23 protein-coding genes are annotated in these 24,873 nt (G+C 64.0%); 6 read left to right on the top strand and 17 right to left on the bottom strand.

The annotated features are described in order from the left end of the window. Window positions 1-32 precede the first annotated feature (32 nt). Window positions 33-830, top strand: a complete 798-nt coding sequence (gene xth / locus QCM77_RS20505) for an exodeoxyribonuclease III (protein ID WP_279663813.1) — start codon at window positions 33-35, stop codon at window positions 828-830. Window positions 831-845: 15 nt separating this feature from the next. On the opposite strand, the gene QCM77_RS20500 is transcribed toward xth, so the two are convergent. The 7 genes from QCM77_RS20500 to QCM77_RS20470 form a co-directional block, all read right to left on the bottom strand. Further along, entirely contained in the window at window positions 846-1,670 is an 825-nt protein-coding gene (locus QCM77_RS20500; protein ID WP_279663814.1) for a tetratricopeptide repeat protein, read from the bottom strand. Continuing rightward, window positions 1,657-3,381 (bottom strand): dihydroxy-acid dehydratase, encoded by a 1,725-nt coding sequence (ilvD, locus tag QCM77_RS20495; RefSeq protein WP_279684637.1) that lies wholly within the window; start codon window positions 3,379-3,381, stop codon window positions 1,657-1,659. The genes QCM77_RS20500 and ilvD overlap by 14 nt, the downstream gene beginning before the upstream one ends. Window positions 3,382-4,737: 1,356 nt before the next feature. Then, complete coding sequence (locus QCM77_RS20490; protein ID WP_279663816.1) at window positions 4,738-5,316, bottom strand: hypothetical protein; 579 nt, start codon at window positions 5,314-5,316, stop codon at window positions 4,738-4,740. Window positions 5,317-5,519: 203 nt separating this feature from the next. After that, window positions 5,520-5,777 carry a hypothetical protein gene (locus QCM77_RS20485; RefSeq protein ID WP_279663817.1) on the bottom strand — a complete coding sequence of 86 codons (258 nt, stop codon included), beginning with the start codon at window positions 5,775-5,777 and terminating at the stop codon, window positions 5,520-5,522. A 116-nt stretch (window positions 5,778-5,893) separates the two neighbouring features. Continuing rightward, the gene (locus tag QCM77_RS20480) at window positions 5,894-6,106 is read right to left on the bottom strand and encodes a hypothetical protein (protein WP_279663818.1); all 213 of its coding nucleotides are present in this window, start codon (window positions 6,104-6,106) and stop codon (window positions 5,894-5,896) included. Between the two features lie 151 nt (window positions 6,107-6,257). Continuing rightward, on the bottom strand, window positions 6,258-6,434 hold the full coding sequence (locus QCM77_RS20475; protein WP_279663820.1) for a hypothetical protein: 177 nt from the start codon (window positions 6,432-6,434) through the stop codon (window positions 6,258-6,260). 105 nt (window positions 6,435-6,539) lie between these two features. Further along, the gene (locus tag QCM77_RS20470) at window positions 6,540-8,276 is read right to left on the bottom strand and encodes an adenylate/guanylate cyclase domain-containing protein (protein ID WP_279663821.1); all 1,737 of its coding nucleotides are present in this window, start codon (window positions 8,274-8,276) and stop codon (window positions 6,540-6,542) included. 329 nt (window positions 8,277-8,605) lie between these two features. Between QCM77_RS20470 and QCM77_RS20465 the strand changes: the two genes are divergently transcribed. After that, on the top strand, window positions 8,606-10,795 hold the full coding sequence (locus QCM77_RS20465) for a lytic transglycosylase domain-containing protein (protein WP_279663822.1): 2,190 nt from the start codon (window positions 8,606-8,608) through the stop codon (window positions 10,793-10,795). A gap of 83 nt (window positions 10,796-10,878) precedes the next feature. Here QCM77_RS20465 and QCM77_RS20460 read toward each other — a convergent pair whose 3' ends face one another. Together QCM77_RS20460 and QCM77_RS20455 are read right to left on the bottom strand one after the other, a co-directional pair. Then, on the bottom strand, window positions 10,879-11,196 hold the full coding sequence (locus QCM77_RS20460; protein WP_511337207.1) for a hypothetical protein: 318 nt from the start codon (window positions 11,194-11,196) through the stop codon (window positions 10,879-10,881). 57 nt (window positions 11,197-11,253) lie between these two features. Then, window positions 11,254-11,442 (bottom strand): hypothetical protein, encoded by a 189-nt coding sequence (locus tag QCM77_RS20455; RefSeq protein WP_279663826.1) that lies wholly within the window; start codon window positions 11,440-11,442, stop codon window positions 11,254-11,256. Between the two features lie 68 nt (window positions 11,443-11,510). Between QCM77_RS20455 and QCM77_RS20450 the strand changes: the two genes are divergently transcribed. The 4 genes from QCM77_RS20450 to QCM77_RS20435 all read left to right on the top strand — a co-directional run bounded on the left by QCM77_RS20450 (window position 11,511) and on the right by QCM77_RS20435 (window position 16,119). Continuing rightward, entirely contained in the window at window positions 11,511-11,942 is a 432-nt protein-coding gene (locus QCM77_RS20450; protein ID WP_279663828.1) for a hypothetical protein, read from the top strand. 605 nt (window positions 11,943-12,547) lie between these two features. Continuing rightward, window positions 12,548-14,977, top strand: a complete 2,430-nt coding sequence (locus QCM77_RS20445; RefSeq protein ID WP_279663829.1) for a PAS domain S-box protein — start codon at window positions 12,548-12,550, stop codon at window positions 14,975-14,977. After that, a complete protein-coding gene (locus QCM77_RS20440) occupies window positions 14,974-15,645 on the top strand; it encodes a response regulator transcription factor (protein ID WP_279663831.1) in 672 nt (223 codons plus the stop codon). Before QCM77_RS20445 ends, QCM77_RS20440 begins: the two co-directional genes overlap by 4 nt. 87 nt (window positions 15,646-15,732) lie before the next feature. Then, a complete protein-coding gene (locus tag QCM77_RS20435) occupies window positions 15,733-16,119 on the top strand; it encodes a response regulator transcription factor (RefSeq protein ID WP_279663834.1) in 387 nt (128 codons plus the stop codon). Window positions 16,120-16,188: 69 nt separating this feature from the next. Here QCM77_RS20435 and QCM77_RS20430 read toward each other — a convergent pair whose 3' ends face one another. The 8 genes from QCM77_RS20430 to pdhA form a co-directional block, all read right to left on the bottom strand. Then, window positions 16,189-17,157 carry a tripartite tricarboxylate transporter substrate binding protein BugD gene (locus QCM77_RS20430; RefSeq protein WP_279663836.1) on the bottom strand — a complete coding sequence of 323 codons (969 nt, stop codon included), beginning with the start codon at window positions 17,155-17,157 and terminating at the stop codon, window positions 16,189-16,191. Between the two features lie 86 nt (window positions 17,158-17,243). Next, window positions 17,244-18,485, bottom strand: a complete 1,242-nt coding sequence (locus tag QCM77_RS20425; RefSeq protein WP_279663838.1) for a threonine synthase — start codon at window positions 18,483-18,485, stop codon at window positions 17,244-17,246. A 193-nt stretch (window positions 18,486-18,678) separates the two neighbouring features. Then, window positions 18,679-20,100: a dihydrolipoyl dehydrogenase gene (gene lpdA / locus QCM77_RS20420; protein ID WP_279663839.1), complete on the bottom strand. Its 1,422-nt coding sequence runs from the start codon at window positions 20,098-20,100 to the stop codon at window positions 18,679-18,681. A gap of 140 nt (window positions 20,101-20,240) precedes the next feature. Further along, window positions 20,241-21,608: a pyruvate dehydrogenase complex dihydrolipoamide acetyltransferase gene (locus tag QCM77_RS20415; RefSeq protein ID WP_279684636.1), complete on the bottom strand. Its 1,368-nt coding sequence runs from the start codon at window positions 21,606-21,608 to the stop codon at window positions 20,241-20,243. A gap of 61 nt (window positions 21,609-21,669) precedes the next feature. Continuing rightward, window positions 21,670-22,122 (bottom strand): nucleoside deaminase, encoded by a 453-nt coding sequence (locus tag QCM77_RS20410; protein WP_279663843.1) that lies wholly within the window; start codon window positions 22,120-22,122, stop codon window positions 21,670-21,672. 2 nt (window positions 22,123-22,124) lie between these two features. Further along, a complete protein-coding gene (locus QCM77_RS20405; RefSeq protein ID WP_279663846.1) occupies window positions 22,125-22,427 on the bottom strand; it encodes a DUF5076 domain-containing protein in 303 nt (100 codons plus the stop codon). A 3-nt stretch (window positions 22,428-22,430) separates the two neighbouring features. Continuing rightward, complete coding sequence (locus tag QCM77_RS20400) at window positions 22,431-23,813, bottom strand: pyruvate dehydrogenase complex E1 component subunit beta (protein ID WP_279663849.1); 1,383 nt, start codon at window positions 23,811-23,813, stop codon at window positions 22,431-22,433. Between the two features lie 29 nt (window positions 23,814-23,842). Next, entirely contained in the window at window positions 23,843-24,865 is a 1,023-nt protein-coding gene (pdhA, locus tag QCM77_RS20395) for a pyruvate dehydrogenase (acetyl-transferring) E1 component subunit alpha (protein WP_279663850.1), read from the bottom strand. Window positions 24,866-24,873: the final 8 nt, after the last annotated feature.

Raw genomic sequence — 24,873 nt, 5'->3', positions numbered from 1 at the left:
CTAACCATGGCCCCTGCCCGGAGCCCGCCGATATGCCCATCAGAATAGCCACCTGGAACGTGAACTCGGTCCGGCAGCGGATCGACCTGCTGCTGACCTGGCTGAAGGAGTGTCAGCCGGACATCGTCTGCCTCCAGGAGATCAAATGCGTCGACGAGGCCTTCCCGCGGCTGGAGATCGAGGCGCTCGGCTACAACGTGATCACGCACGGGCAGAAGACGTTCAACGGTGTCGCCCTGCTCTCGAAGCTCCGGTTCGACGAGACCAAGTCGGGGCTGGCCGGCGACGACGAGGACGCCCATGCCCGCTTCCTCGAAGGCGTGGTCACCCTGAAGCGCGGGGTGCTGCGCATCGCCTGCCTCTACCTGCCCAACGGCAATCCGGTCGGGACCGAGAAATATCCCTACAAGCTCAAATGGATGTCGCGGCTTCTTGAGTATTCGAAGGAGCGCCTCAAGACCGAGGAGCCGCTGATCCTCGCAGGCGACTTCAACGTCATCCCGCATGCCCGCGACGTCCATAACCCCGCCGCCTGGACCGAGGATGCCCTGTTCAAGGCCGAGACGCGGGAGAGTTTTCAGTCCCTGCTCGGCCTCGGCCTGACTGATGCGCTTCGGGCCGTCACCGACGAGCCCGGGCTCTACACCTTCTGGGACTACCAGGCCGGCGCCTGGCAGAAGAACCATGGCCTGCGGATCGACCATCTGCTGATGTCGCCGCAGGCCAGCGACCGGCTCGCCAATGTCGGCATCGACAGCTATGTGCGCAGCTGGGAGAAGCCGTCGGACCACGTGCCGGTGTGGGTGGATCTCGATCTTGAGGCGGCGTGAGGCCGCCTCAGCCAATCACTCCCGGCGGCCCTGCACCCATTGCTCCAGCATTTGCAGGCACATGGCGCGATCGTCGTCGGAGGCCTTTGCGAAGGCGCGGTTGTAGTTTTCCTTGATCCAGATCTCGTCGCTACCTGCGCTGTCACGCGCCAGCGTCAGCCACATCAGGCCGCGTGCCGCCTGCCGCGGCAGGCGGTCGCCGTTGAACAGCATCTGGCCGAGCAGCGCCTGGGCCTCGTGCTGGCCCTTCTGCGCGGCGAGCCCAAGCCAGCGCGCGCCATAGCGGAAATCCTCGCGCGAGGCGTCCGGCGTCTTCAGGTACAGGCGGGCGAGATCGTATTGCGCATCCGCATTGCCGAAATAGGACGCGGCATAGGAGAACATCTCCCGCGCCCGCTCCTGGTCCGGCTTGACCTTCGAATTCGGGATGCCGCTCAGATAATAGCGGCCGAGCGCGACGAAGGCGTTGGCGACGATCTGCGCCTGCGGCGCCGACGGGCTGTCCTCGGCATGCGCGTTGGCGATGCGGGTGAAATACTCGAACGCACGAACGTCGTCCTGGGCGACGCCGTCGCCATTGGCGTACATGCGGCCGAGCTTCCACTGCGCGATGGGGTGGCCACCCTCTGCGGCGTATTGCAGGGCGCTGAGCGAAGTTTCCTGGGTCACCACCACCGGCGGCACATTGCGCACCTTGCCCGCTGCGCCCGGCAAGATCGTGACCACCGGGATGGTCGCATCCTTCTGGCTGACGGGCGCGCCGTCAAAGGCGAGCGCCGGCGCGGCAAGCGCGGTAGCCGCCAACACAAACGCAACTATGGTACGCCTAGATGTCCGCATAGCACTGCTTCTCGTGCGCGCCGCCCGGATGGGTCACTGCCCCACCGACCGCTGGTCCAACCTGCTGAGCATATTTCCAGAGCGCGCCTGTCGTGTGGTTAGTCGCGCGAGCGCTCCATTTGGTCTTGCGCTGGGCAAGCTCCTGGTCGCTCAATTTTACGTCAAGGGTGCCGGCAACCGCGTCGATCTCGATGATATCGCCGTCCTCGAGCAGCCCGATCGGGCCGCCGATGGCGGCTTCCGGCCCGACATGGCCGATGCAGAAGCCGCGGGTGGCGCCGGAGAAGCGGCCGTCGGTGATGAGCGCGATCTTGCCGCCCATGCCCTGGCCGGTCAGCGCCGCGGTGGTCTGGAGCATTTCCCGCATGCCGGGACCGCCCTTGGGCCCCTCGTAGCGGATCACGATGACTTCGCCTTCGCGGTAGGTGCGCTTCTGGACGGCCTCGAAAGCATCCTCCTCACGGTCGAAGCACCTGGCCGGACCGGTAAACCTGAGGTTGGACATTCCCGCGACTTTCACGATCGCACCTTCTGGCGCCAAATTACCCTTCAGACCGACCACACCGCCGGTGACGGTGATGGGCTTGTCTGCCGGGTGCACCACGTCCTGGTGCGGATTCCATTTCACGCTCTTGAGGTTTTCGGCGATCGTTCGACCGGTGACGGTGAGGCAGTCACCGTGGAGAAATCCGTTGTCGAGCAGCGTCTTCATCAGAAGCGGTATGCCGCCAACTTCAAACATGTCTTTGGCGACATAACGGCCACCCGGCTTCAAATCCGCGACATACGGTGTCTTTTTGAAGATTTCGGCGACGTCGAACAGGTCGAACTTGATGCCGGCCTCGTGCGCGATCGCCGGCAGGTGCAGCGCAGCATTAGTCGAGCCACCGGACGCGGCGACCACGGCGGCGGCATTCTCCAGCGCCTTGCGCGTGACGATGTCGCGCGGCCGGATGTTTTGGGCGATCAGCTCCATGACCTGTTCGCCCGCGGTCATGCAGAAGGCGTCGCGAATTTCATAGGGTGCCGGAGCACCAGCCGAGTACGGCAGCGCCAGGCCGATCGCCTCGGAGACGGTCGCCATCGTGTTGGCGGTGAACTGCGCGCCGCAGGCGCCTGCCGAGGGACACGCCACGCGCTCGATCTCGTCGAGGTCCTCGTCCGACATCGCACCGACCGAGTGCTTGCCGACGGCTTCGAACATGTCCTGCACGGTGACCTGCTGTCCCCGGAAATTGCCGGGCAGGATCGAGCCGCCATAGATGAAGATCGAGGGCACGTTGAGGCGGACCATCGCCATCATCATGCCCGGCAGCGACTTGTCGCAGCCGGCGAGGCCAACAAGGGCGTCATAGGCGTGGCCGCGGATAGTCAGCTCGACGGAATCGGCGATGCATTCGCGCGACGGCAGCGAGGAGCGCATGCCGTCATGACCCATGGCGATGCCGTCGGTCACGGTGATCGTGCAGAATTCGCGCGGCGTGCCGCCGGCGGATGCGACGCCCTTCTTCACCGCCTGCGCCTGGCGCATCAGGGAGATGTTGCAGGGCGCGGCCTCGTTCCAGCACGAGGCGACGCCGACAAAGGGCTGGTGGATCTGCGCGGTGGTCAGACCCATGGCGTAGAGGTAGGAGCGATGGGGCGCGCGCGCAGGGCCTTCCGTCACGTGACGGCTCGGCAGCCTCTGCTTGATGTCAGTCTTCGCGTCCATCGCAAAACCAGTTTCTCCGGCGAACCCTTTCAGACCCGAAAAATCAGAGCCAAGATTTGAATCGACCTTGGGATTTCCCGTCGCCTTCCAGGACCACCGCTGCCGCTAAAACATTAGAGTGATTTTATTCATGTTCGGGTGTGGCCAAAAAGCGGCGTTGATGCGAACGGACGGAGATGACGGGTTAATCCGATCTGAGTGTTGCATGGACGGCACAATCGTGGCCCGGAGGACACGGGTAAGCTTACTGCGATACCCTCGCCGGGGAGGACAATCCACAACTTCAGATTTTGCGGCGGGCGGGGCGCGCCTCACTTCGGCAAGGTGACGGCGCGCATCTGGGGTGAGTCGGTGCCTTCATCACCATCGACCGCGTGTCCCGGACAAGCTGCAACGCCCTTGCGCTGCGCTGCAGGGCCGGGACCCAGGGGCGACACGGTACACAATGCGGCGACATGGGCCCCGGCTCTGCAGCGCACCGCAAGGGCGCTGCGCGGCGTCCGGGGCACGAGAGCGGGATGCCGCTTAACTTTCGCTTTCAAAACGCAGACACGCCTTCGCCTTCTCGCGGCGCATTTCGCCCGAGCTTTGCTTGATCTCTCCACCCTCTTGTCCAAGAGGGCACAGGGAAGGCCGGGTGCCGGCTGGCACCCGCGGTCCGCTGCGCGAAAAGCACACGCAGAAAAACCGCACAGCAGCATACCAGGTGTAGCCAATCACTCGGCCTTCCCTGCGCAGTGGTTGGACGGCTTATGCCGTGCTCTCCCGGGAGCCGAGTTCCTGCTGGCCTCCCTCACCTCAGCGAAATTCACCGACCCCGCGCCGGTTGACGCGACTGTCGCATTCGCCAGGGCTTGGCCGTAGCAACGACGGCCAGGACCACACGGTTTTGCCGTACGCACGACTCGCCATTTCGCCGCAGTTTTTCCAGCCCTGTCGACAGAGCCAGAAACTTACAGACGAGACGAACCTGGCAGCGCCGCTCATCTAGCACGAAGCTTTGGGCTCACGGAGAGCAATCCGCCCTGCCCTTAGCCTCTCGCGCCCGAACGCTGCCGCGTCCACCGCAAGCCCGGCTCGCGACAGTGACGACACAAGATCGCCCCTCAAGGATGAGCCGGGATGGGCGACACATACGCCGTTTCCGAATTTCGGTAAAGCGGAATATATTTGCATGGGCGGATTGACACGGGCGTGTCGGGAAATGGTCAGGTGTTTTGCCCGACGGGTAACGGCGACGGCATCGTGAACGTCACATCAAGGCGCCTGGCCGTTCGGGTTTATCGAGATCGCCTTGCGGCGATGGGCTAAAGTCCGATCATCGCTCTGACTGGACTTCAGTGCCTTGGTTGGCGCTTAGGCATTCCGCATCGCGCGGCCGAACGGATCGATCAGGCGGACGATCTCACAGGCGGCAACGAGGCCGGCGAGCCAGACGGCGCTGGTCAGCCCGATGCGCGCAACGATGGCGGCGGTGAAAGCACCCTCTCCGCCCAGGAACGGCGTCGCGGCAAGCAGCGCGAACTCATAGACCGCGTAGGCGGCAACGAACGTGATCGCCAGCATCAGCGGCGTGCGGCCTTGCGGCAGCATGCGGAGGACCGTCGATGCGACTGCAGCCGATAGCAGCGCAGCCGCACCGATGACAAAACCCCAGGCGATGGTGCTGGCGTCAATCGGATAGTGCAGCACGCCGAAACCGATGGTCTGGTTGACCAGCCAGGCGCCGGTCACGACGAGCAGCGCCGTACGCAGCGGCAGCATCGCGGCGGCGACAACCGCAAAAGCCGCAAACGGCGTGGCGCAGGCGAACACAAAGCTTGTGAGCGCGCATGACACGGTCAGCAACGCGAAGCCGAACATCGGCGCAAGGCGCGGCGCAACCGGGTGAAGCCGGAAACGGTCGGCGTGAGATGGCAGGATCTGACGAGGCATGGATGAACTCCTGGCGGCGATCCTAGCACATTTGCATTGGTTGGATCGCTTCCCGCAGCAGTTCGCAACCGCCCAATCAGGGGGCCTGACGGATAGTTATGCGCGCCCTCTTGTCCTTGAACGGGCGCACTATGCCCGCCCTCTTGTCTTTGAACAAACGGGCGGGCTACGGCCGCCCTCTTGTCCTTGAATAAACGGGTGGGCTATGCCCGCCCTCTTGGGCGCTGGGCCTGAGCCCAGGCCGCGGTGACGTCACGCGGCGGGAGGTCGACGCGCCGGATCGGCGTCAGCTCGCCGGAGGCGGAGATGATCGCAGTCTCCTCGCGGCGGCAGCGTGGGCACACGAAGCGGACCTCGTGCGGGGATGCCGACCAGCTCGAACGTTTCACATTGGCCGCCATCGGCCAGGCCGCGCAATGCGAGCACGACACCAGGAACCGACCGGGATCGAGCATACCCATTCCAAAGGACTCCGCGTCCTGCCGTCCCTTCAATGACTAACTCATGTGAATCGTTCCGGTGCCGACACACTCAAGACACCCACCACCAGCCCCTTAACTCCGGGAAGCGGAGCGGCTCAATGGGCGCCCTTGAGGGTGCAGGATGTGGTGCAGGTAACCGTGTTGCCTTGGTCGCACGCCTTGCAGGCGGCCACGCACTGGTTCATGTCGCGGGGATTGTAGGAGGTGTAGTTCCGCATTGCGCAGACCGGGGTCGAGCCGGTGATCTCCTGCTCCTGGTTGCAGGCTGCTGTCATGAGTCCAAGTATGATGACCGCAAGGAGGCGCATGGGATCGCCCTGTGAGGCACGACAAAACAATGGTCACGAGGCGCGCTGCACCGCAACGAGCCCCGGCATTCCCACAGCGGAGAATCACACAAGCTTCCCGCATCTGCATTGAGGATGCGCGCCAAGTGTTAAGAACGGATTGCAGCCGGCGTCAGGCCGCAGCTTTGGTCGCGATCGCCTGCCGCATGTCCACCGCCAGCTGGCGGTACTGCTCCGAAAGCCTGAGATAAAACTCGCGCTTGGTGCTGTCGGTGGCGAGCTTGGCAATCAGCTCGCATTCGGCGGTGAGCGTCTCGAACCGCTCCAGCCTGTCCTCAAGTTCTGTCATCGGCGTATCCCCATCAAACGCCTCAAGGACATCAAACCTAAGCCCGGGAAATAGGTCACGGCGAACATCGTTATCGAGTAGAATCAATTTTTCCCGCGCGGCCGGCTATTTCTGCTCCAACCGCCAGGCGCCGTCCCACCCCTCGTCCGGCGGATTGGCCTCGAACCGCGTGATGCGGGCGAGCAGCGTGCGCGAGGGGCCGTCGCCGGGGACGGCTTCGAGCGCCGCGTTGAAGGCGGCACGGGCCTCGTCGAAGCGGCGGGCGCGATAGGCGGTGAGGCCTTCGGCGTAGTGCGAACGCAGGCTCCCATGCGCGGCAGTGAGCGCGCCTGCCCGGCCCATCACCTCGAAGATCGTTTGCGACGCGCTCTGGCCGGCCACCGCAAGACGATCGACCTCGCGCAGTTCGAGGTGCGATCCGATCGCATCCGCCGTCGCCTGCGAGATCAGGATGCGGGTGCCATAGATCTTGTTGACGGCTTCCAGGCGCGAGGCGAGGTTCACGGCGTCGCCCATCACGGTAAAGCTCATCATCAGTTCGGAGCCGATGCTGCCGGTCAGGACTTCGCCGGTGGCGATCCCGATGCGGAGATCGCAAAGCCCGGGCATGGCGCGGATGCCCAGCAGATCCGGCAACTGCTTCTGCAGTGCCGGCACCTGGTCGATCATGTCGATCGCGGCGATGCCTGCAAGCAGCGCCGGCTCATCCTCCTCGATGAAGGGCGGGCCCCAATAGGCCATGATGGCGTCGCCGATATATTTGTCGATGACGCCGCGATGGTTCCGGATCGGGCCGGACATCAGCGTGAAATAGTGGTTCATCACCTTGACGAGGCCGCGCGGGGTCATGCCCTCGCTCATCGAGGTGAAGCCGCTCATGTCGCAGAACATGATGGTCATGACCCGGCGCTGGCCGTCGATGGCGACTTCCGGCCGGTCGATCAGGCCCTGCACCACCTTGGGATCGATGTAGCGGCCAAAGGTCTCGCGGATGCGCTCGTTGTGCCGCAACTGCTCGATCATGCGGTTGAAGGCGGCTGCAAGCTCGCCGATCTCGTCCTGCGTCGAAACCGTGATGGCCTTGTCGAACCGGCCGGCCTCGACCTCGCGGGTGCCGGCGAGCAACAGCCGCACCGGACGCGTGATGCCGCTGCTGACCAGTAGCGCAAAGGCGAATCCGACAATCGCCGCGAGCAGGGTCACGATGCCCGAAATGATGATCGCCTGACGCTGACGGCCGATCACCTGCGATGTGCTGGCAAATACCTGCTTCAGCATGTCGGCGCGGATCGCATCGATCTTCTGATTGAACTGATCGCGCAACAGATCGAGATGTTCCAGCGTGCCGCGCGCTTCCGTCATCTGCTTGTCATCGACCTGCTTGATGAGTTTTGCGTGGTCCTCGTTCAGGTCACGGCGCAGCTCGGCGACGGCGGTCTCGATGCGGGTCTCGATCCGCGCCAGCGCGGCATTGTCGGAAGGCGTTCTGGTATCGTCGATAATCGCGTTGATGTGCTTGCGCGCGCTCTCGGCCTCCTCCTCGATCCTGCGGTCGGTTTCCTCGAATTCGCGAAGGCGCGCCGCATAGGCCTCTTCGTCCGACGGCGACTGCATCCTGGTCATGACCATGCGCCGCAATGCCAGCGCCCGCTCCAGCGAGCGGATATTGGCCCGCGCCAGATGGCCATAGGCCGGGATGTAGCGGTTGGTCAGCTCGTCAAGGAGGACGCCGACCTGGCTCGACATCACCATCGACAAGATCGAGGTGACCAGCATCAGGACGATCAATCCGAGGGCGATGCCGACAATCTTGCGCCGGATCGACTGGTTGAAAAGCGGCATGGGTGCGGGGCAAAGGCTGAAAGGACGGCGTGGGGGAACTCAATACACCGGATTTGACCGAGGGAACACGCGCAATCTGGCCCTTCGAGGCGCCCAGAGCCGTGCACAACCATCGCGCGAGTCCAATTCGTTAACAAAAGGTTAGAGGGCCTGCCCTTTTCACCCTTGCGAAAGTTCCCGCGTTCCCGATCCGTATTTTGCCGCATTGTTAAACGAGCGTGAGGAATGCGAAACGATGTCGTGGCATCGTTTTGGTGTCGTCTTTGATTCTCAAGCCGCATGTCGTCGCGGACCTTGGTTTGTAGTGGTTTCGCGGGGGGGACCATCGAATGAACCAGTGCCTACGCTCGCTCGCGTGTGTCGTTGCCGTGGCCGCTTTGGCTTTCAGCCCTACCGAGCTGGCAGCGAAGAGCAGTCACAAATCGTCAGCGCCGAAGAAGACGCATGAGGCGAAAGCCGGCAAGCAGCGCCATGCCTCCGCCGGCAAGGCGCGGCACGGCAAGCATGCCGAGGCCAGGCGCAAGTCGAAGAAGCAGGACGACGAACCCTCGGACAAGCAGGCAGCCCCGCCGCTGACCGGCGATCTCGCTGCGCTGAAGGACGCCATCGATCTCGCGCGGAAGGGCAGGACCGAGGACGCCAGCGCGGCGCGCGACCGCATCGCTGACCCCGCCGGACAGAAACTCGCCGACTGGTTCATGCTGCGCCATTCCGAGAGCACGGCGAGTTTCAAGCGCTACGCCGCCTTCCTCGCCGCCAATCCGGACTGGCCGAGCAGCGCCCTGCTGCGCCGGCGTGCCGAGGCGCGGCTGTGGCAGGAGAAGGCCGACGCGGCGACCGTGCATAAATTCACGATGGACCGGCCGACCAGCGCCAAAGGCAAGTTCGCGCTCGCCCGCGTGCTGGTGACAGAGGGCGACAGCGACAGGGCCGCGCGTCTGGTGCGCGAGGCCTGGCGCACGGATGAATTGTCCGAGCGCAGCGAGGAAGATTCCTATGAGGCGTTCCGCGATCTCCTGACCACTGAGGATCATCGCGCCCGCATGGACAAGCGCCTCGGCGCCAAGGACTACGCGGGTGCACGGCGCGCAGCCAAGCGGATCGGCGAGGATGCGCTCGCGATCGTCAAGGCCTGCGCCGCCGTCACCGGCAAGGCCAACAAGGCCAAGGATTATCTCGAGGATGTTTCGACTGACGCGCGCCGCGATCTCGGTTACGTGCTGTGCCGCGCGCAATGGCATCTCCAGAACGACCGCATCGACGACGCCGCCGAAGTGATCCTGGCCGCCGCGCCCGATACGATGGCGGCGCAGGACACCGATGCCTGGTGGCGCGAGCGCCGCCTGCTCGCGCGCAAGCTGCTCGACCAGGGCAGGTTCAAAACGGCTTACGACGTGGTGCGCACGGCCGCGGTGCCGGCGATGGAGGTCTATCGCGTTGACTACCACTTCATGTGCGGCTGGATCGCGCTGCGCTACCTCGACGAGCCCAAAGCGGCGATGGTGCATTTCGCCGCGATCGACGAAGGCTCGGCCAATCCGCTCGCGCTGTCGCGGGCGCATTACTGGCGCGGCCGTGCGGCCGAGGCAATGGGCGCAACGAACGACGCGCGCATGAGCTATCAGGCGGCCGCGCGTTATCCGACCGCCTATTATGGCCAGCTCGCTCGCGCCAGGCTGGGCCTCGACCGGATCGAGCTGCGTCCGCCCTCGCCCGTGCTGGCCGCGGTCGACACGCCGCCCGCCGACGAACGCGTGCGCGCCGCCGACATGCTGTACGGGATCGGCGAGCGCGACACGGTGTTCTACTACGCCGAGGATTTCGCCAAGGAGAGCACCGACGTCGCAGCGCTCGAAGCGCTTGGTGAGCTCGCCGGCCGGCGCAACGATGCGCGCGTCATGCTGGAGGTCGGCAAATCGGCGCTGGCGCGCGGGCTCGCGCTCGACCATTACGCGTTCCCGACCATCGGCATTCCCGAGCACAAGCAGGTGGCGCCCGCGATCGAGACCAGCGTGATCTATTCGGTGGCGCGCACCGAAAGCTCGTTCGACCAGCGCGACAAGTCGGCCGCCAACGCGGTCGGGCTGATGCAGGTGACGCCGGAAGCGGGCCGCGACACTGCAAAGCGCTTCGGCCTGACCTATGACTGGGACAAGATGGTCTCCGATCCCGTCTACAACACGCAGATGGGCGCGGCCGAGCTCAGCGCACTTCTGTCGGAATATCGCGGCAACCAGATCATGACCTTCGCCGGCTACAATGCCGGCCGCGGCCGCGTGCGCGAATGGGTGCAGGCGCGTGGCGATCCGCGCGACCCCAAGATCGATCCGGTCGACTGGGTCGAGCGCATCCCGCTGTCGGAGACACGCAACTACGTCCAGCGCGTGATCGAGAACGTGCTGGTCTACCGCGCCCGGTTCGAGGGCAGCGGCCTCGCCACGGCGAAGTCCGAGCAGCGCGTCACGACGCATGAAGTCAGCGCGGCACCTACGGCATCGGCCGCAGCCCCTGCGCCCTAGCCTCGCAACGCCGGGGCTGGACGAGGCGCGAAGCTTGATGCAGTGACTACGGCCGACTTCTCTGCGCGGCCAGCATTGTTCGGCTAGCCGTCACCTCCCTCGGTGGTCAGAAGGTTGTGCGCGCGCAGATATGCCTCGGTCAGCGAGCGCGAGAGCGCGCTCATCTGCATCATCCAGCTCCAGCTCGAAATGGCCGCCAGCACCGTGATCGTCTCGAGCGAACTGTGGTAAGGCCAGAGCATTCCCATGGCCGACTGTTGATAGCGACGGTAGCAATCGGTGTCGCAATAGCGCCGTTGCGTAGGGACATGCCGGACGTAACTCGCGCCCAATGGCTGGGCGCACGCGCTGCAGGTGGCGCCGTGGCTGGGTCGTCCATGATTGACGAGCATGAATCTCAAGGTCGTGTCCTCTCCTGCCGGCAGGCGCACCGCCGATCGCCTCGAGCACGTGTCCGCTCAAGACGCCGCTCGGATACGCCCCTCGATCAACGGCGCAGCTTCGCCATCAAGCGCGTAGCACTCGTAGTCGCAGTAAGGCAGTCGCGTCCTGGCGTCGCGCAGATAGCCAGTGCTGATCTGCTCGCAGCACCATAGACAGAACGTCTTGCGGAAAGGGGTTCTGTCGTTCACCAGTATGAATTTCACGTGGCACCTCCCAGCGCGAAGCAGTAGACCGTGTCGACCAGAGAGGCGGACGGCGGCGGCGCGCAAAGATGGTTGCGGCCGTCGGGATTGTCTCTGTTTCGCTCGACCTTCTGGGACGGGATGAGGATGTATTTCCCGTCCTCTCGGCGCCGCGCGAGGATCCTGCCGTCGACGTACCGTATTTCGGTCGGGTAGCAATCCGCGTCGTTGCAACAGCTCAGCACCGGATTGTCCGGCATATGCCAGCTCGAGTAGAATTTCTGGTGCAGGAGCCGATCCTGGGGCGGATGGTGACGATGTGGACCATCCTGTCCAACCTCCTCGGCCGCCACTCCCGTCATCAACGGAAGCGGCAGCGCGATTGCCAAGAGGAGCTTGCAGGTACGGTTCAACTCAGCCTCCTGATTCAGAACTGCCGAACGGGGCGGATCGGGCGGCAGATCCTCAAGCCGCCTGAAATCGAAACAACCATAGGCGGTCGCGCTCGCGGCGCGCCCTGAAGCGATCGAGACATTTCCTTGAGCAGAGCGGCGTTCGCCAGGAATAGTATCGGATCAGGCCAAACTTCCCGCGACAGACGGCGCAGCCGTTTTCGACAGGACGGTGTTCGGAGTGTTCGGAGTGTTCGGACTTATCGCACATGATCCTCTCCTCTTGCCCTCTTATGGGGTCCTGGCTTCGCTGGTGCGTGGTCACCATGTTCGTCAATGAAATGCGGCTCTCATTCGTGCCCGCCAAATCATGCGGCAAGTCAGGACGGCGGCGGACGCAGGGCTTGACCCTTGGGTGCAGCACACCGAGCAATTCGGCGGTTTGTGCTTCGCAATGGACTCCGCTCGATTGGCCGTGAGACTAGTCCGCATGCAACCACCGCTCAATTGTACGGAGGTAAATGCACGGTATGACTAGGCATGCGCGAGCTATACGTAGGTTTGTCCCGTAGTTTTCCGGAACTGCGCCGTCGCGCAACGTGACGGCGCAAGGCTCGCAAGCTGCACGGAGCCCGCGAACTTCGACGCGCAGGATCCTGCCTTGTGGAACCAATTGCCCGTCTTGCTGCAAAATGCTCTACTCGCCTTGGCCCCAGCGAGCCGGGACGCCTGCGATGATGCCTGGCCAGATCGCGAAATTTGGGAATTCGGCCGCACAATTCCTGCTTGGCGGCCTTGCGGCGCTTCGGTCTTTCGGCAACGGGGCGAAGGATAAGCCTGCCGTCGGAGATGACTGGCGGCTAGACAGCGATCTGCGCGACGCCGTGAAGCAATGGCGCGAAGTGTTCGAGCACAATCCGGTCATGTACTTCATGATCGATCCGGCCGGAACGGTACTTAACGTGAATACGTTCGGCGCCGCACAACTGGGCTACACGGCGGCCGAGCTGACCGGCCAATCCGTGCTCAACGTCTTCTTCGAAGAAGATCGCGACCTCGTCCGCCGATGCGTAGCGTTGTGCCTGAAAACCGTGGACCAGTCGCATACCTGGGAGATTCGCAAGATCCGGAAGGACGGCTCGGTCCTCTGGGTCCGTGAAAACGCCAAGGCCATGCTGCGCGGCGACGGCACGCCGATCGTGCTGGTCGCTTGCGAAAACATCACCCAGCGCAAGCAGGCGGAGGATGCGCTGCGGCAGAGCGAGACCTACCTCGCCCAGGCGCAGGAATTGAGCCGCACCGGCAGCTTCGGCTTGAACCTCGCGAGCCGCGAGATCGTCTGGTCAAGGGAAACTTTTCGCATCTTCCAATGTGACCCGGCGGTGAAGCCGACCCTGGACTTCGTATTTCAGCGCATGCATCCGGAAGACCGCGATAGGGTCAGGAAGACCCTTGATCGGGCCTCGCGCGAAGCGGAGGATTTCGACCACGAATATCGCCTGTTGATGCCCGATGGTTCGGTCAAATATCTCCATTCCGTGGCGCGCGCGGTGAGACATGCATCAGGGCGCCTCGAGTTTGCCGGGGCTGTTACTGACGTCACGATCGCAAAAGAAGCGGAACAGAGGTTGCGTCGCAGCGAGGCCTATTTGGCCGAAGCCCAGCGCCTCAGCCATACGAGCAGCTGGGCCTGGGACGTGCGTCGTCAGGAGTTCGCTTACCGATCGGCTGAACTCTATCGCCTGTTCGGATTTGAGCCGGACCAGATCGATGTACCGGCCCAGGCTTTCCAGCAACGGATCCTTCCCGAGGACTTTCGACGAATTGTCGACGTGGAACGTCAGGCGGTCCAGCAAAGGGAGCCCTTCGAAATTGACTTTCGGATTGCGCGTCCGGACGGTTCGATAAGGCGTGTCCATACCGAAGGACATCCCGTCACTGGCAATGACGGCGAGGTGGTGGAAATTATCGGCACGCACGTCGACGTCACCGAGCAGTTCGTCGCAAAAGAAGCGCTGCAGAAGGCATTTGACGAGCTCAAGCAATCCGAGCAGCGGTTCCGCGACTATGCCGAAACCGCATCGGACTGGTTTTGGGAGACCGGGCCGGATCACCGTATCACCCAAATATCGGAACACGCCGATACGGGCATTGCGCCGACGGGCTTGATCGGCCTGACCCGTTGGGACATTCCGCCCGATGCCGAACTCGAGCCCGAGAAGTGGGAGCAGCATCGCGCGGCGCTCGATGCCCACCTTCCGTTTCGCGATCTGGTTTATCGCAGCAGGGATCGCAACGGATCTCCAATTTACGTGCGCACCAGCGGCAAGCCCTTCCATGACGCGAACGGTCATTTTCGCGGCTATCGTGGCGTCAGCAGCGATGTGACGGCGGCGACCCGCGCCGAGCAGGCCGAGGAAGCACTGCGCAAAGCGCAAGCCGAGCTCGCCCATGTCACGCGCGTCACGATGCTCGGCGAACTCACCGCCTCGATAGCCCACGAAATCACCCAGCCTATCGCCGCCGTGATCTCCAATGCCGACGCCTGCATCTGCTGGCTCGACCGCGAACCGGCCGATCTGAATGCCGCGCGCCGTTCCGTGGCATGGATTGTCGAGGACGCCAATCGGGCCAGCGAGGTGATCCGCAGGATCAGGGCGCTTGCGAAGAAGACCGAGATCGAGGTCGTTCCACTCGACATCAACCAGGTCGTCAGGGAGGCGTTGGCCCTCGTTCGGCGCGAGCTTGCCGCCCATGCCGTGTCGGTGCGAATGGAGTTGACGTCAGGTCTGCCCAGGATTTGCGGCGATCGGATCCAGCTCCAGCAGGTGCTGATCAATCTTGTCATGAACGGCATCGAAGCCATGGAAGCCAATGTTGGCCGCCCGCGCGAGCTGGCGATCCGCTCCAGCCAGGTCAGCGAGGACGGCGACGGCCGCCTGCTCATCACCGTGACGGATCGCGGTGTCGGCCTGGCCAGGGACGGGATGGAACGCATCTTCACTCCCTTTTTCACGACAAAGTCGGGCGGCCTGGGGATGGGACTATCGATCTGCCGGTCGATCATCGAAGCTCACGCGGGCCGGCTGTCAGCCCTTCCCAACGAGGGGAGCGGTGCGACATTCCAGATTGCCCTGCCCTTGCCGCACGGGGACACGTCGTGACCGACCACGCCAAGCCGACGCCGGCGCAGGCGAGCGCCAATGATCCGATCGTCATGATCGTCGATGACGATCCGTCGATGCGCCGCGCGCTCACCAATCTCTTTCAATCCGTCGGCCTCAAGGTCGAGGCCTTCGGCTCGGCAGCGGAGATCATGGAAGCCAAACCGCCAGTGGTCCCCAGTTGCCTTGTGCTCGACATTCGCCTGCCGGGCTCGAGCGGCTTCGACCTCCAGGCGGACCTCGCGAAGGCCAACATTCACACGCCCATTATCTTCATCACCGGTCATGGCGATATTCCCATGACCGTCAGGGCCATGAAGAGCGGCGCCATCGATTTTCTGACCAAGCCGGTGCGCGACCAGGACATCCTCGATGCGGTCCAGGCTGCGATCGAACGGGATCGCAGGCGGCGCGATGCCGAGAAGTCGCTCTCGGGCGTGCGGTCCCGCTTCGAAGGCCTGACAAGCCGTCAGCGCGATATCCTGGCCCTGGTCGCGTCCGGCCTGATGAACAAGCAGGTCGCCGCCGAGCTTGGATTGGCTGAGATCACCGTCAAGATCTATCGTGGGCAGATCATGCGCAAAATGGGCGCGAAGTCATTGGCGGATCTCGTCAGAATGACCGAGACGCTCGGAATCGCGCGTACAAGGGGAAATGTACAAACCTAAGTATGCTTTTCAATCTCGCTCCGGGAGCCCATTTTCCGATGGGTGGTTGCGCCGCGGCCGGCGGCTCCGCGATCAGGAGCGATCATCTTGTCAGTCCCTTCGGTCATTTCCATCATCGACGACGATCCCTCCGTCCGCCTGGCGACGAACAATCTTCTGACGTCGCGGGGATACACGGTCTACATCTTTGGCTCCGCTGACGAATTTCTCCAATCGGCCGAACTGAACATGACGTCCTGTGTGATCACGGACGTGCAGATGTCGGCCATGAGCGGTGTTGATCTGTTGATGCATATGCGCGGTCTCGGTCACAGCACGCCCTTCATCTTCATGACGGCCTTTCCCGACGATGCCGTGCGCGAGCGCGCGCTGAAGGCTGGCGCCATCTGCTTTCTCGCGAAGCCGTTCTCCACGCCGGCTCTGATACAATGTCTGGAGACGGCCCTGTCGGGGCCCGGTGAAGCCAAGACATGATGTGGTAGCCTCGAGCCTCTTCACGGCGAGGAACCTCGTCGTGTGGCCATGAAGGAAGCGGCACGCACCTCAATCCACCTTGATATTCGCCGCCTTGATGATCGGCCACCATTTGGCGATGTCGGCCTTTTGCCGCGTGCCGAGCGCTTCGGGCGTGAGCTGATCCTGCGGCGTCATCTCCAGGCCCTGGCTTTCGAGCTGCTTCTTCACGGCGGGATCGTTCAGCGCTTCCACGGCTGCGGCATTGAGTTTGGTGACGATCGCCTTCGGCGTACCCTTCGGCACCCACATGCCGGACCACAGCGTCATGTTGAAACCCTTCAGGCCCGCCTCCTCCGCCGTCGGGATGTCGGGCGCCGATGACAGACGCTTGTCGTCGGTGATTGCGTAGGCGCGAATGGTGCCCGCGCGGACCTGGTTGATGGAGTTGGAGGTCTGGTCGACGATGACGTCGATCTGGCCGGCAATGAGGTCGTTCAGGGCGGGCGCGGTGCCGCGATACGGCACGTATTGCAGCTTGATGCCGCTGACGCTCTCGAAATAGACCCCGGCGATGTGGCTGCCGGAACCCGCGCCGGCGGTGCCGGCGGTCGCCGGCGTCGGCCGCGACTTCAGCCATGTCAGCAGATCCTTGAGAGAGGTCGCGGGCACCGCGTTCTTGCTGACGACGATCATCGGGTTGCTCGGCAACAGCACCACTGGTTCGAGATCGGCGACGAGATCGTAGTTGAGCTTGTAGACGGCGCCGTTGGCAACGTGGGTGCCGAGATGGCCGAAGGAGATCGTGTAGCCGTCCGGCGGCGATTGAACGGCGCGGCCGACGCCGATCGACCCGCCGGCGCCGGTGACGTTCTCGATCACCAGGGCCTGGCCGAGCGACGTCCGCATCCGCTCGGCAAGCACCCGTGCCATCGCATCCGACGGCCCGCCGGCGGCGAAGGGCACGATGATGGTGATGGGACGTGAAGGATAATCGTCGGCGCGCGCGGCGCCTGCAACAGCGAGAATGGCAATCAGCGAAGCCCAGGCGGCCTTCATTGTCTTCTCCCAGCGATGTCATTGTTGTTTTTGTCTCTTCCCGCGTACGGGAAGAGGGATCGTTCGTGAAGAGCCGAAATGACGCGCTAGAACTGCGTATAGTCGATCGGCTTGTGGCGATCGAGCGTGCGGTCGACCTTCGGCAGCGGGTATTTCAGGCCGGTGGCGCAGTTGAACAGCATGACGCGGTCAGTCTTGCTGACGCGGCCGTCGGCGAGGCTGTCCTTGTAGGCGGCGTAGGTCGCGGCGCCTTCGGGGCACAACAGCAGGCCCTCCTCGCGCGCGACCTCGTTGAGCGCCGACGAGATCTTGTCGTCGTCGACCGCAACGGCAAAACCCTTGCTCTGCCGCACCGCGCGCAGGATCAGGAAGTCGCCGATCGCCTGCGGCACGCGGATGCCGGAAGCGATGGTGTGAGCGTCCTCCCAGCGCGTGGCATGCTCGGTGCCGGCCTCGTAGGCGCGCACCATCGGCGCGCAGCCCGATGCCTGCACCGCGACCATGCGGGGGCGCTTGCTGCCGATGAAGCCGATCTTCTCCAGCTCGTCGAACGCCTTCCACATGCCGATCAGGCCGGTGCCGCCGCCGGTCGGATAGAAGATCACGTCGGGCACGTCCCAGCCGAGCTGCTCGGCGAGCTCGAGGCCCATCGTCTTCTTGCCCTCGATGCGGTACGGCTCCTTCAAGGTCGAGGTGTCGAACCAGCCGACCTTCGCCTTGCCCTCGCCGACGATCTTGCCGCAATCATCGATATAGCCGTTGACGCGGTAGACGGTCGCGCCCTGAAGCTCGATCTCGCTGACATTCACCTCCGGCGTATCGGCCGGGCAGAAGATCGTGGTCTTGATGCCGCAGGAGGTCGCATAGGCCGCGAGCGCCGCGCCGGCATTGCCGTTGGTCGGCATCGCCATGTGCTTGATGCCGAGCGCCTTGCCCATCGACACCGCCATCACGAGCCCGCGCGCCTTGAACGAGCCGGTCGGCAGCCGCCCCTCGTCTTTCACGATGATCTCGCCACCGCCGAGCTTTTTCCCGAGCTTCGGCAGCCGGATCAGCGGCGTGGTGACCTCGCCAAGCGAGACGATGTCCTTGCATTTGCGCACCGGCAGCAGCTCGCGGTAGCGCCACATGTCGGCGGGACGGTCGCTAAGCGCATCCTTGGTCAGCGCCTTCTTCACACCCGCGAGGTCGTAGCGCACCAGCAGCGGCTTGCCGGCCTTGGAGAGGTTGTGGACCTGGTCCGCTGGATAGTGATCGCCCTCCATCGCGCATTCGAGATGGGTGACGAAGGTCGGGCGTTCGATGGTGAGGTTGTCGTTGTCCTGCATGGGATGAGCCCTCTTCTTGTTCTGGTGTTCTCAATGTCTATCCCGTCACCCCTGCGCAACGGCGAAGCCGTTGTCGCTGGAGGTGCCGGAGCGAAGCGGAGGCCTCGAAGGGCGACGAGCCCGGCTGCAGCACCTCGGCCGTGCATCCTTCGAGGCTCGCTGCGCGAGCACCTCAGGATGACGGATTGGGCGATCAAATATTCAATACCCGCCCATAAGCATCCAGCACGGCTTCCTTCATCATCTCCGACAGCGTCGGATGCGGGAATACCGTGTGCATCAGCTCCTCTTCCGTGGTCTCCAGATTCATGGCGACGACGTAACCCTGGATCAGCTCGGTGACCTCGGCACCGACCATGTGGGCGCCCAGCAGCTGGCCGGTCTTCTTGTCGAAGATCACCTTGACCAGGCCCTGGTCCTCGCCGAGCGCGATCGCCTTGCCGTTGCCGACGAAGGGGAAGCGGCCGACGCGAATCTCGCGGCCGTTCTCCTTGGCCTTGGCTTCGGTGAGGCCGACGGAGGCCACCTGCGGCTGACAATAAGTGCAGCCCGGAATCAGGTTCTTGTCCATCGGGTGCGGGCGCAGGCCCTTGATCGCCTCGACGCAGATCACGCCCTCATGCTCGGCCTTATGGGCCAACATGGGCGGACCGGCGACGTCGCCGATGGCGTAGATGCCGGGGACGTTGGTCTTGCCGTAGCCGTCGATCACGATGCAGCCGCGGTCGGTTTTGACGCCGAGCTTTTCGAGCCCGAGATTCTCGATGTTGCCGACGACGCCGACCGCCGAGATCACCCGCTCGAACTCGGTCGTGACAGGCTTGCCCTTGCCGTCGTCGATGGTGGCGACGACGCTGTCGGCTTTCTTCTCCAGTTTTGTCACTTTGGTCGAGGACATGATCTTGATGCCCTGCTTCTCCAGACGCTTGCGCGCGAAGCCAGCGATCTCGGCATCTTCGACCGGCAGGATCTGCGGGAGCACCTCGACCACGGTCACGTCGGAGCCCATGGTGTGGAAGAACGAGGCGAACTCGATGCCGATCGCGCCGGAGCCGACGACCAGCAGTGACTTCGGCATCTTCTCCGGCACCATCGCTTCAAAGTAGGTCCAGATCAGCTTCTTGTCGAGCTCGAGCCCCGGCAGCACGCGCGGCCGGGCGCCGGTCGCAACGATGATGTGCTTGGCCTGATACGTCCCCTCGCCCAGCGCGCCCTTGGGACCCTCGACGTCGGACTTCTTCACCGTGACCTTGCCGGGCGCGTCGATCGAGGCCGCTCCCCAGATCACGCTGACCTTGTTCTTCTTCATCAGGAAGCCGACGCCGTCATTGAGCCGCTTCGAGACGCCGCGCGAGCGCTGCACCACCGCCTTCGGGTCGAACGAGACCTTCTCGGCCGAGAGGCCGTAGTCCTTGGCGTGCTGCATGTAGTGGTAGATCTCGGCCGAGCGCAGCAGCGCCTTGGTCGGGATACAGCCCCAGTTCAGGCAGATGCCGCCGAGATAGGATTTTTCGACGATCGCGACCTTGAAGCCGAGCTGTGCGGCGCGGATCGCGGTGACATAGCCGCCGGGACCGGAGCCGATGATGATGATGTCGAAGGATGTGTCGGCCATGCTTAGCGCTCGTTCCCGTTCAACCGGTGTCAACGTTCGAGACCGTCATTGCGAGGAGCTCTTGCGACGAAGCAATCCAGTCTGCCGGTCACGTCCTGGATTGCTTCGCTTCGCTCGCAATGACGACACGAATTCTCTCGTCACACCATCATCATGACGGGATTTTCGATCAGCTGCTTGAAGGCGCCGATCAGCTCGGCGCCGAGCGCGCCGTCGATGGCGCGGTGATCGCAGGACAAGGTCACGCTCATCATGTTCGCGATCTCGATCTTGCCGCCACGTACAACAGGCCGCTCCTCGCTGGTGCCGACCGCGAGGATGGTCGCGTGCGGCGGATTGATCACGGCGGTGAAGTGGCTGATGCCGAACATGCCGAGATTCGAGACAGCCGTCGTGCCGCCCTGATATTCCTCGGGCTTCAGCTTGCGCGAGCGGGCGCGTGCCGCAAAATCCTTCATCTCGTTGGAGATGGTCGACAGCGTCTTGGTCTCGGCCTTGCGGATGATCGGCGTGATCAGGCCGCCGGGCATCGCCACCGCAACGCCGACGTCGGAATGGTGGTGCTTGACCATGCCGGATTCGGTCCAGCTCACATTGCAATTCGGGATCTTCTGCAGCGCGACCGCCATCGCCTTGATGACGAAGTCGTTGACCGAGATCTTGTAGAGCGGCTTCTTCTCCTTGTCCTTGGGAGCAGCCGCATTGATCTCCTCACGGGCGGCAAGCAGCTTGCCGATGTCGCAGTCGATGGTGAGGTAGAAGTGCGGGACGTTCTGGATCGACGCGGTCAGGCGTTGCGCAATCGTGCGGCGCATGCCGTCATGCGGGACGACCTCGTAGGATCCGGGCTCGAACAGTGACAGGATCTGCTTGTCCGACATGGTCGGCGCGATCGAGGGCGCGCCCGACGGCGCGGCGGCGGGTGCCTTGAGGCCCTTGCCGGACTTGGCCTGCTCGACGTCGCGCGCAACGACGCGGCCGTGCGGGCCGGTGCCGGTCACCATCGCAACATCGACGCCGGCGTCCTTGGCGAGCCGGCGCGCCAGCGGCGAGGAGAACACGCGGCCGCCATGGCCGTTGCTCTGCGCGGCCGGTGCGGCGGCAGGTTTCGGCGCGGCAGCAGCAGTGGGCGGCGGCGCAGCCTTGGGCGGCGCAGACCTGGGCGCGGCAGGCGCGGGCGCCGGAGCAGCCGCCGGTGCTTCGGCGGCTTTCGGAGGTGCGGCCGAAGCGCTGGGTTTGGCGGCAGCTGCCGCCTTCACGTCCTCGCCCTCGCCGGCCAGCACCGCGATCACGTCGTTGACCGGAACGTCCTGCGTGCCCTCGGGTACGAGGATCCTGGCGATGGTGCCCTCGTCGATGGCCTCGACCTCCATGGTCGCCTTGTCGGTCTCGATCTCGGCGATGACGTCGCCGGATTTGACCTTGTCGCCTTCCTTCTTCAGCCACTTGGCGAGGTTGCCCTTCTCCATCGTCGGCGAAAGAGCGGGCATCAGGATGTTGATGGGCATGCTGACCTCAAGAAGAACTTTGCAAAAATTCGTCTCCGGACCGGAGACGAACAGACCAGATTTAGTTGCCGATGTCGCCCTGCCACAGGCGCTCATTGGCAGGGATGGAACGCCAATTCTTCATCATGGTGATGGAGCGGTCGTCGGCAAGGTCGATCCAGGGGATGCCGAACTTGTCGAGAATGTCCTTGGAGCCCGGGAAGGTGACGGATTCCCCGATCACCACCAGCTTCACCTTGAACAGAGCGAGCGCGCCGGCGCACATCGAGCACGGCGACAGCGTGGTGTACATGACGGTGTCGTGGAACGAGATCGCGCCGGCTTCGCGCAGGCAGCTCATCTCGCCGTGCAGGATGACGTTGTTTTCCTGCACACGGTTGTTGTGGCCGCGGGCGATGATCTTGTTATCGCGCGTCAGCACGGCGCCGATCGGCAGGCCGCCCTGCGCGATCGAGGCCTCCGCCTCGCGGATCGCCTCCAGCATGAAATCGAAATGATAGGATTCGATCGCCACGGTCAGTGTCCCTTCCCGCGCGGCGTCGTGGTGCCGGTGTCGGTGGGACGCTCGATCTCGGCCTGGAACATCTCGATGATCCGGGTCAGCGCGTCCTCCTCGGTATATTCGCTCTCGCGCGCATAGGCGCGCGCGGCGTGACGGGCGAGATCGACGAGCAGCAGGCCCCACATGTCGGGCTCTTCGAAGGCCCGCTGGAACGCCATCGACAGCCCGCCGTCCAGCACGAACACGCGCAGGATCTCGACCGCATCATCGCGGACGAGGACGTCGGGTGGCAATGGCTGCTCCTTCGGACCCGCCATGGTCTACCTGTAGCAGACGGCTTTGGCGGCCTCGACCACTTCGGCCGCCGAGGGCAGCGCGAGCTTCTCCAGGTTCGCGGCATAGGGCATCGGCACGTCCTTGCCGGAGACGCGGGCAACAGGCGCATCCAGATAGTCGAAGGCGTTCTCCATGATGCGCGCGGCGATCTCGGCGCCGACACCGCTCTGGGCCCAGCCCTCTTCCACCGTGACGGCGCGACCGGTCTTCTTGACGGAATTGACGATGGTCTCGGTATCCATCGGACGCAGCGTGCGCAGGTCGATCACCTCGGCCTCGATGCCATCCTTGGCGAGCTCGTCGGCAGCCTTCAGCGCGTAGCTCATGCCGTTCGACCACGAGATGATCGTGACGTGGCTGCCGGAGCGCACGATGCGCGCCTTGCCGATCGGGATCACGAAGTCGTCGAGCTTCGGCACTTCGCCGGTGTGACCGTAGAGCATCTCGTTCTCGAGGAAGATCACCGGGTTGGGATCGCGGATCGCGGCCTTGAGCAGGCCCTTGTAATCAGCGGCCGAGAACGGCGCGACGACCTTGAGGCCCGGGACGTTCGAATACCAGGACGAATAGTCCTGGCTGTGCTGGGCGGCGACGCGCGCGGCGGCGCCGTTGGGCCCGCGGAACACGATCGAGCAGCCCATCTGGCCGCCGGACATGTAGAGCGTCTTGGCCGCGGAGTTGATGATCTGGTCGATCGCCTGCATGGCGAAGTTGAAGGTCATGAACTCGACGATCGGCTTCAATCCGGTCATCGCGGCGCCGACGCCGATGCCGGCAAAGCCGTGCTCGGTGATCGGCGTGTCGATGACGCGCTTGGCGCCGAATTCCTGAAGCAGCCCTTGCGTCACCTTGTAGGCGCCTTGGTATTCGGCGACCTCTTCGCCCATCACGAAGACGTCGGCGTCGCGGCGCATCTCTTCGGCCATGGCATCGCGCAGGGCTTCGCGGATGGTCTGGGTCACCATCTCGGTGCCGGCGGGCACCTCCGGGTCGGGTTCTGCAACGGCCTGCGGTGCAGGCGCAGCTTTGGGCGCGGGCGCTTCGGCTTTTGCAGCGGCGGGGGCTGCGGATTCGGCAGCCTTCTGCTGCGGAGCGGGCGCCTTGGCGAGATCGGCGGCACTCTCGCCATCGGCCAGAATCGTCGCGATCGGCGTGTTCACGGCAACGTCGGCGGTGCCCTCGGGGATGAGGATCTTGCCGAGCGTACCTTCATCGGTCGCCTCGACCTCCATGGTCGCCTTGTCGGTCTCGATCTCGGCGATCACGTCCCCCGACTTGATCGTCTCACCCTCTTTTTTCAGCCATTTGGCGAGGTTACCCTTCTCCATCGTGGGCGACAACGCGGGCATCAGCACTTGAATTGGCATATCGACTCCAAAAGAAAGCTTGCGCGCGTTCAGCGGTAAATATCGGTCCAGAGCTCGGCGGCATCCGGCTCGGGATCATGCTGGGCGAAATCGGCGGAGGCATTGACGATGTCGCGCACCTCGGCGTCGATCGCCTTCAGATCCTGCTCGCTGACCTTGGCGGCCAAGAGGCGGTTGCGCACCTGCTCGATCGGATCCTGGTCGTGGCGGACTTTTTCGACCTCCTCGCGCGTTCTGTACTTTGCGGGATCGGACATCGAGTGGCCGCGATAACGGTAGGTCTGCATTTCCAGGATGAAGGGGCCCTTGCCGGCGCGGCACCAGGCCGCAGCCTCGTCGCCGGCGGCCTTCACGGCGCGGACGTCCATGCCGTCGACCTGCTGACCGGGAATGTTGAAGGAGGCGCCGCGCTTGGAGAAATCCTGCTGCGCCGAGGCGCGCGAGACCGAAGTGCCCATGGCGTAGCGGTTGTTCTCGATGACGTAGATCACCGGCAGCTTCCAGAGCTCCGCCATGTTGAAGCTCTCATAGACCTGGCCCTGGTTGGCCGCGCCGTCGCCGAAATAGGTGACGCTGACATTGTCGTTGCTGCGATAGTGATTGGCGAAGGCAAGCCCGGTGCCGAGCGAGACCTGGGCGCCGACGATGCCGTGACCGCCGTAAAAGTGCTTCTCCTTGCTGAACATGTGCATGGAGCCGCCCTTGCCCTTGGAATAGCCGCCGCGGCGGCCCGTGAGCTCGGCCATGACGCCGTTGGCCTCCATGCCGGTGGCGAGCATGTGGCCGTGGTCGCGATAGCCGGTGATGACCTGATCGCCCTGCTTCAAGGCCATCTGCATCCCGACCACCACGGCCTCCTGGCCGATATAAAGATGGCAGAAGCCGCCGATCGCGCCCATGCCGTAGAGCTGGCCGGCCTTTTCCTCGAACCGCCGGATCAGGAGCATGTCGCGGAGCGCCTTGAGCTCCTGCTCCCTGGTGAATTCCGGGGGCGAACCGCCGTCGGTCTTGTCCTGTGCAGTGCTTGCGGCGGCTTTCTTGGGTGCGGCCATGGGAATTC

Source organism: Bradyrhizobium nivariense, assembly GCF_029846695.2.
Classification (GTDB): Bacteria; Pseudomonadota; Alphaproteobacteria; order Rhizobiales; family Xanthobacteraceae; genus Bradyrhizobium.
Note: the sequence above shows the minus strand (reverse complement) of the source record. Positions and strands in the feature narration are given on the sequence as shown.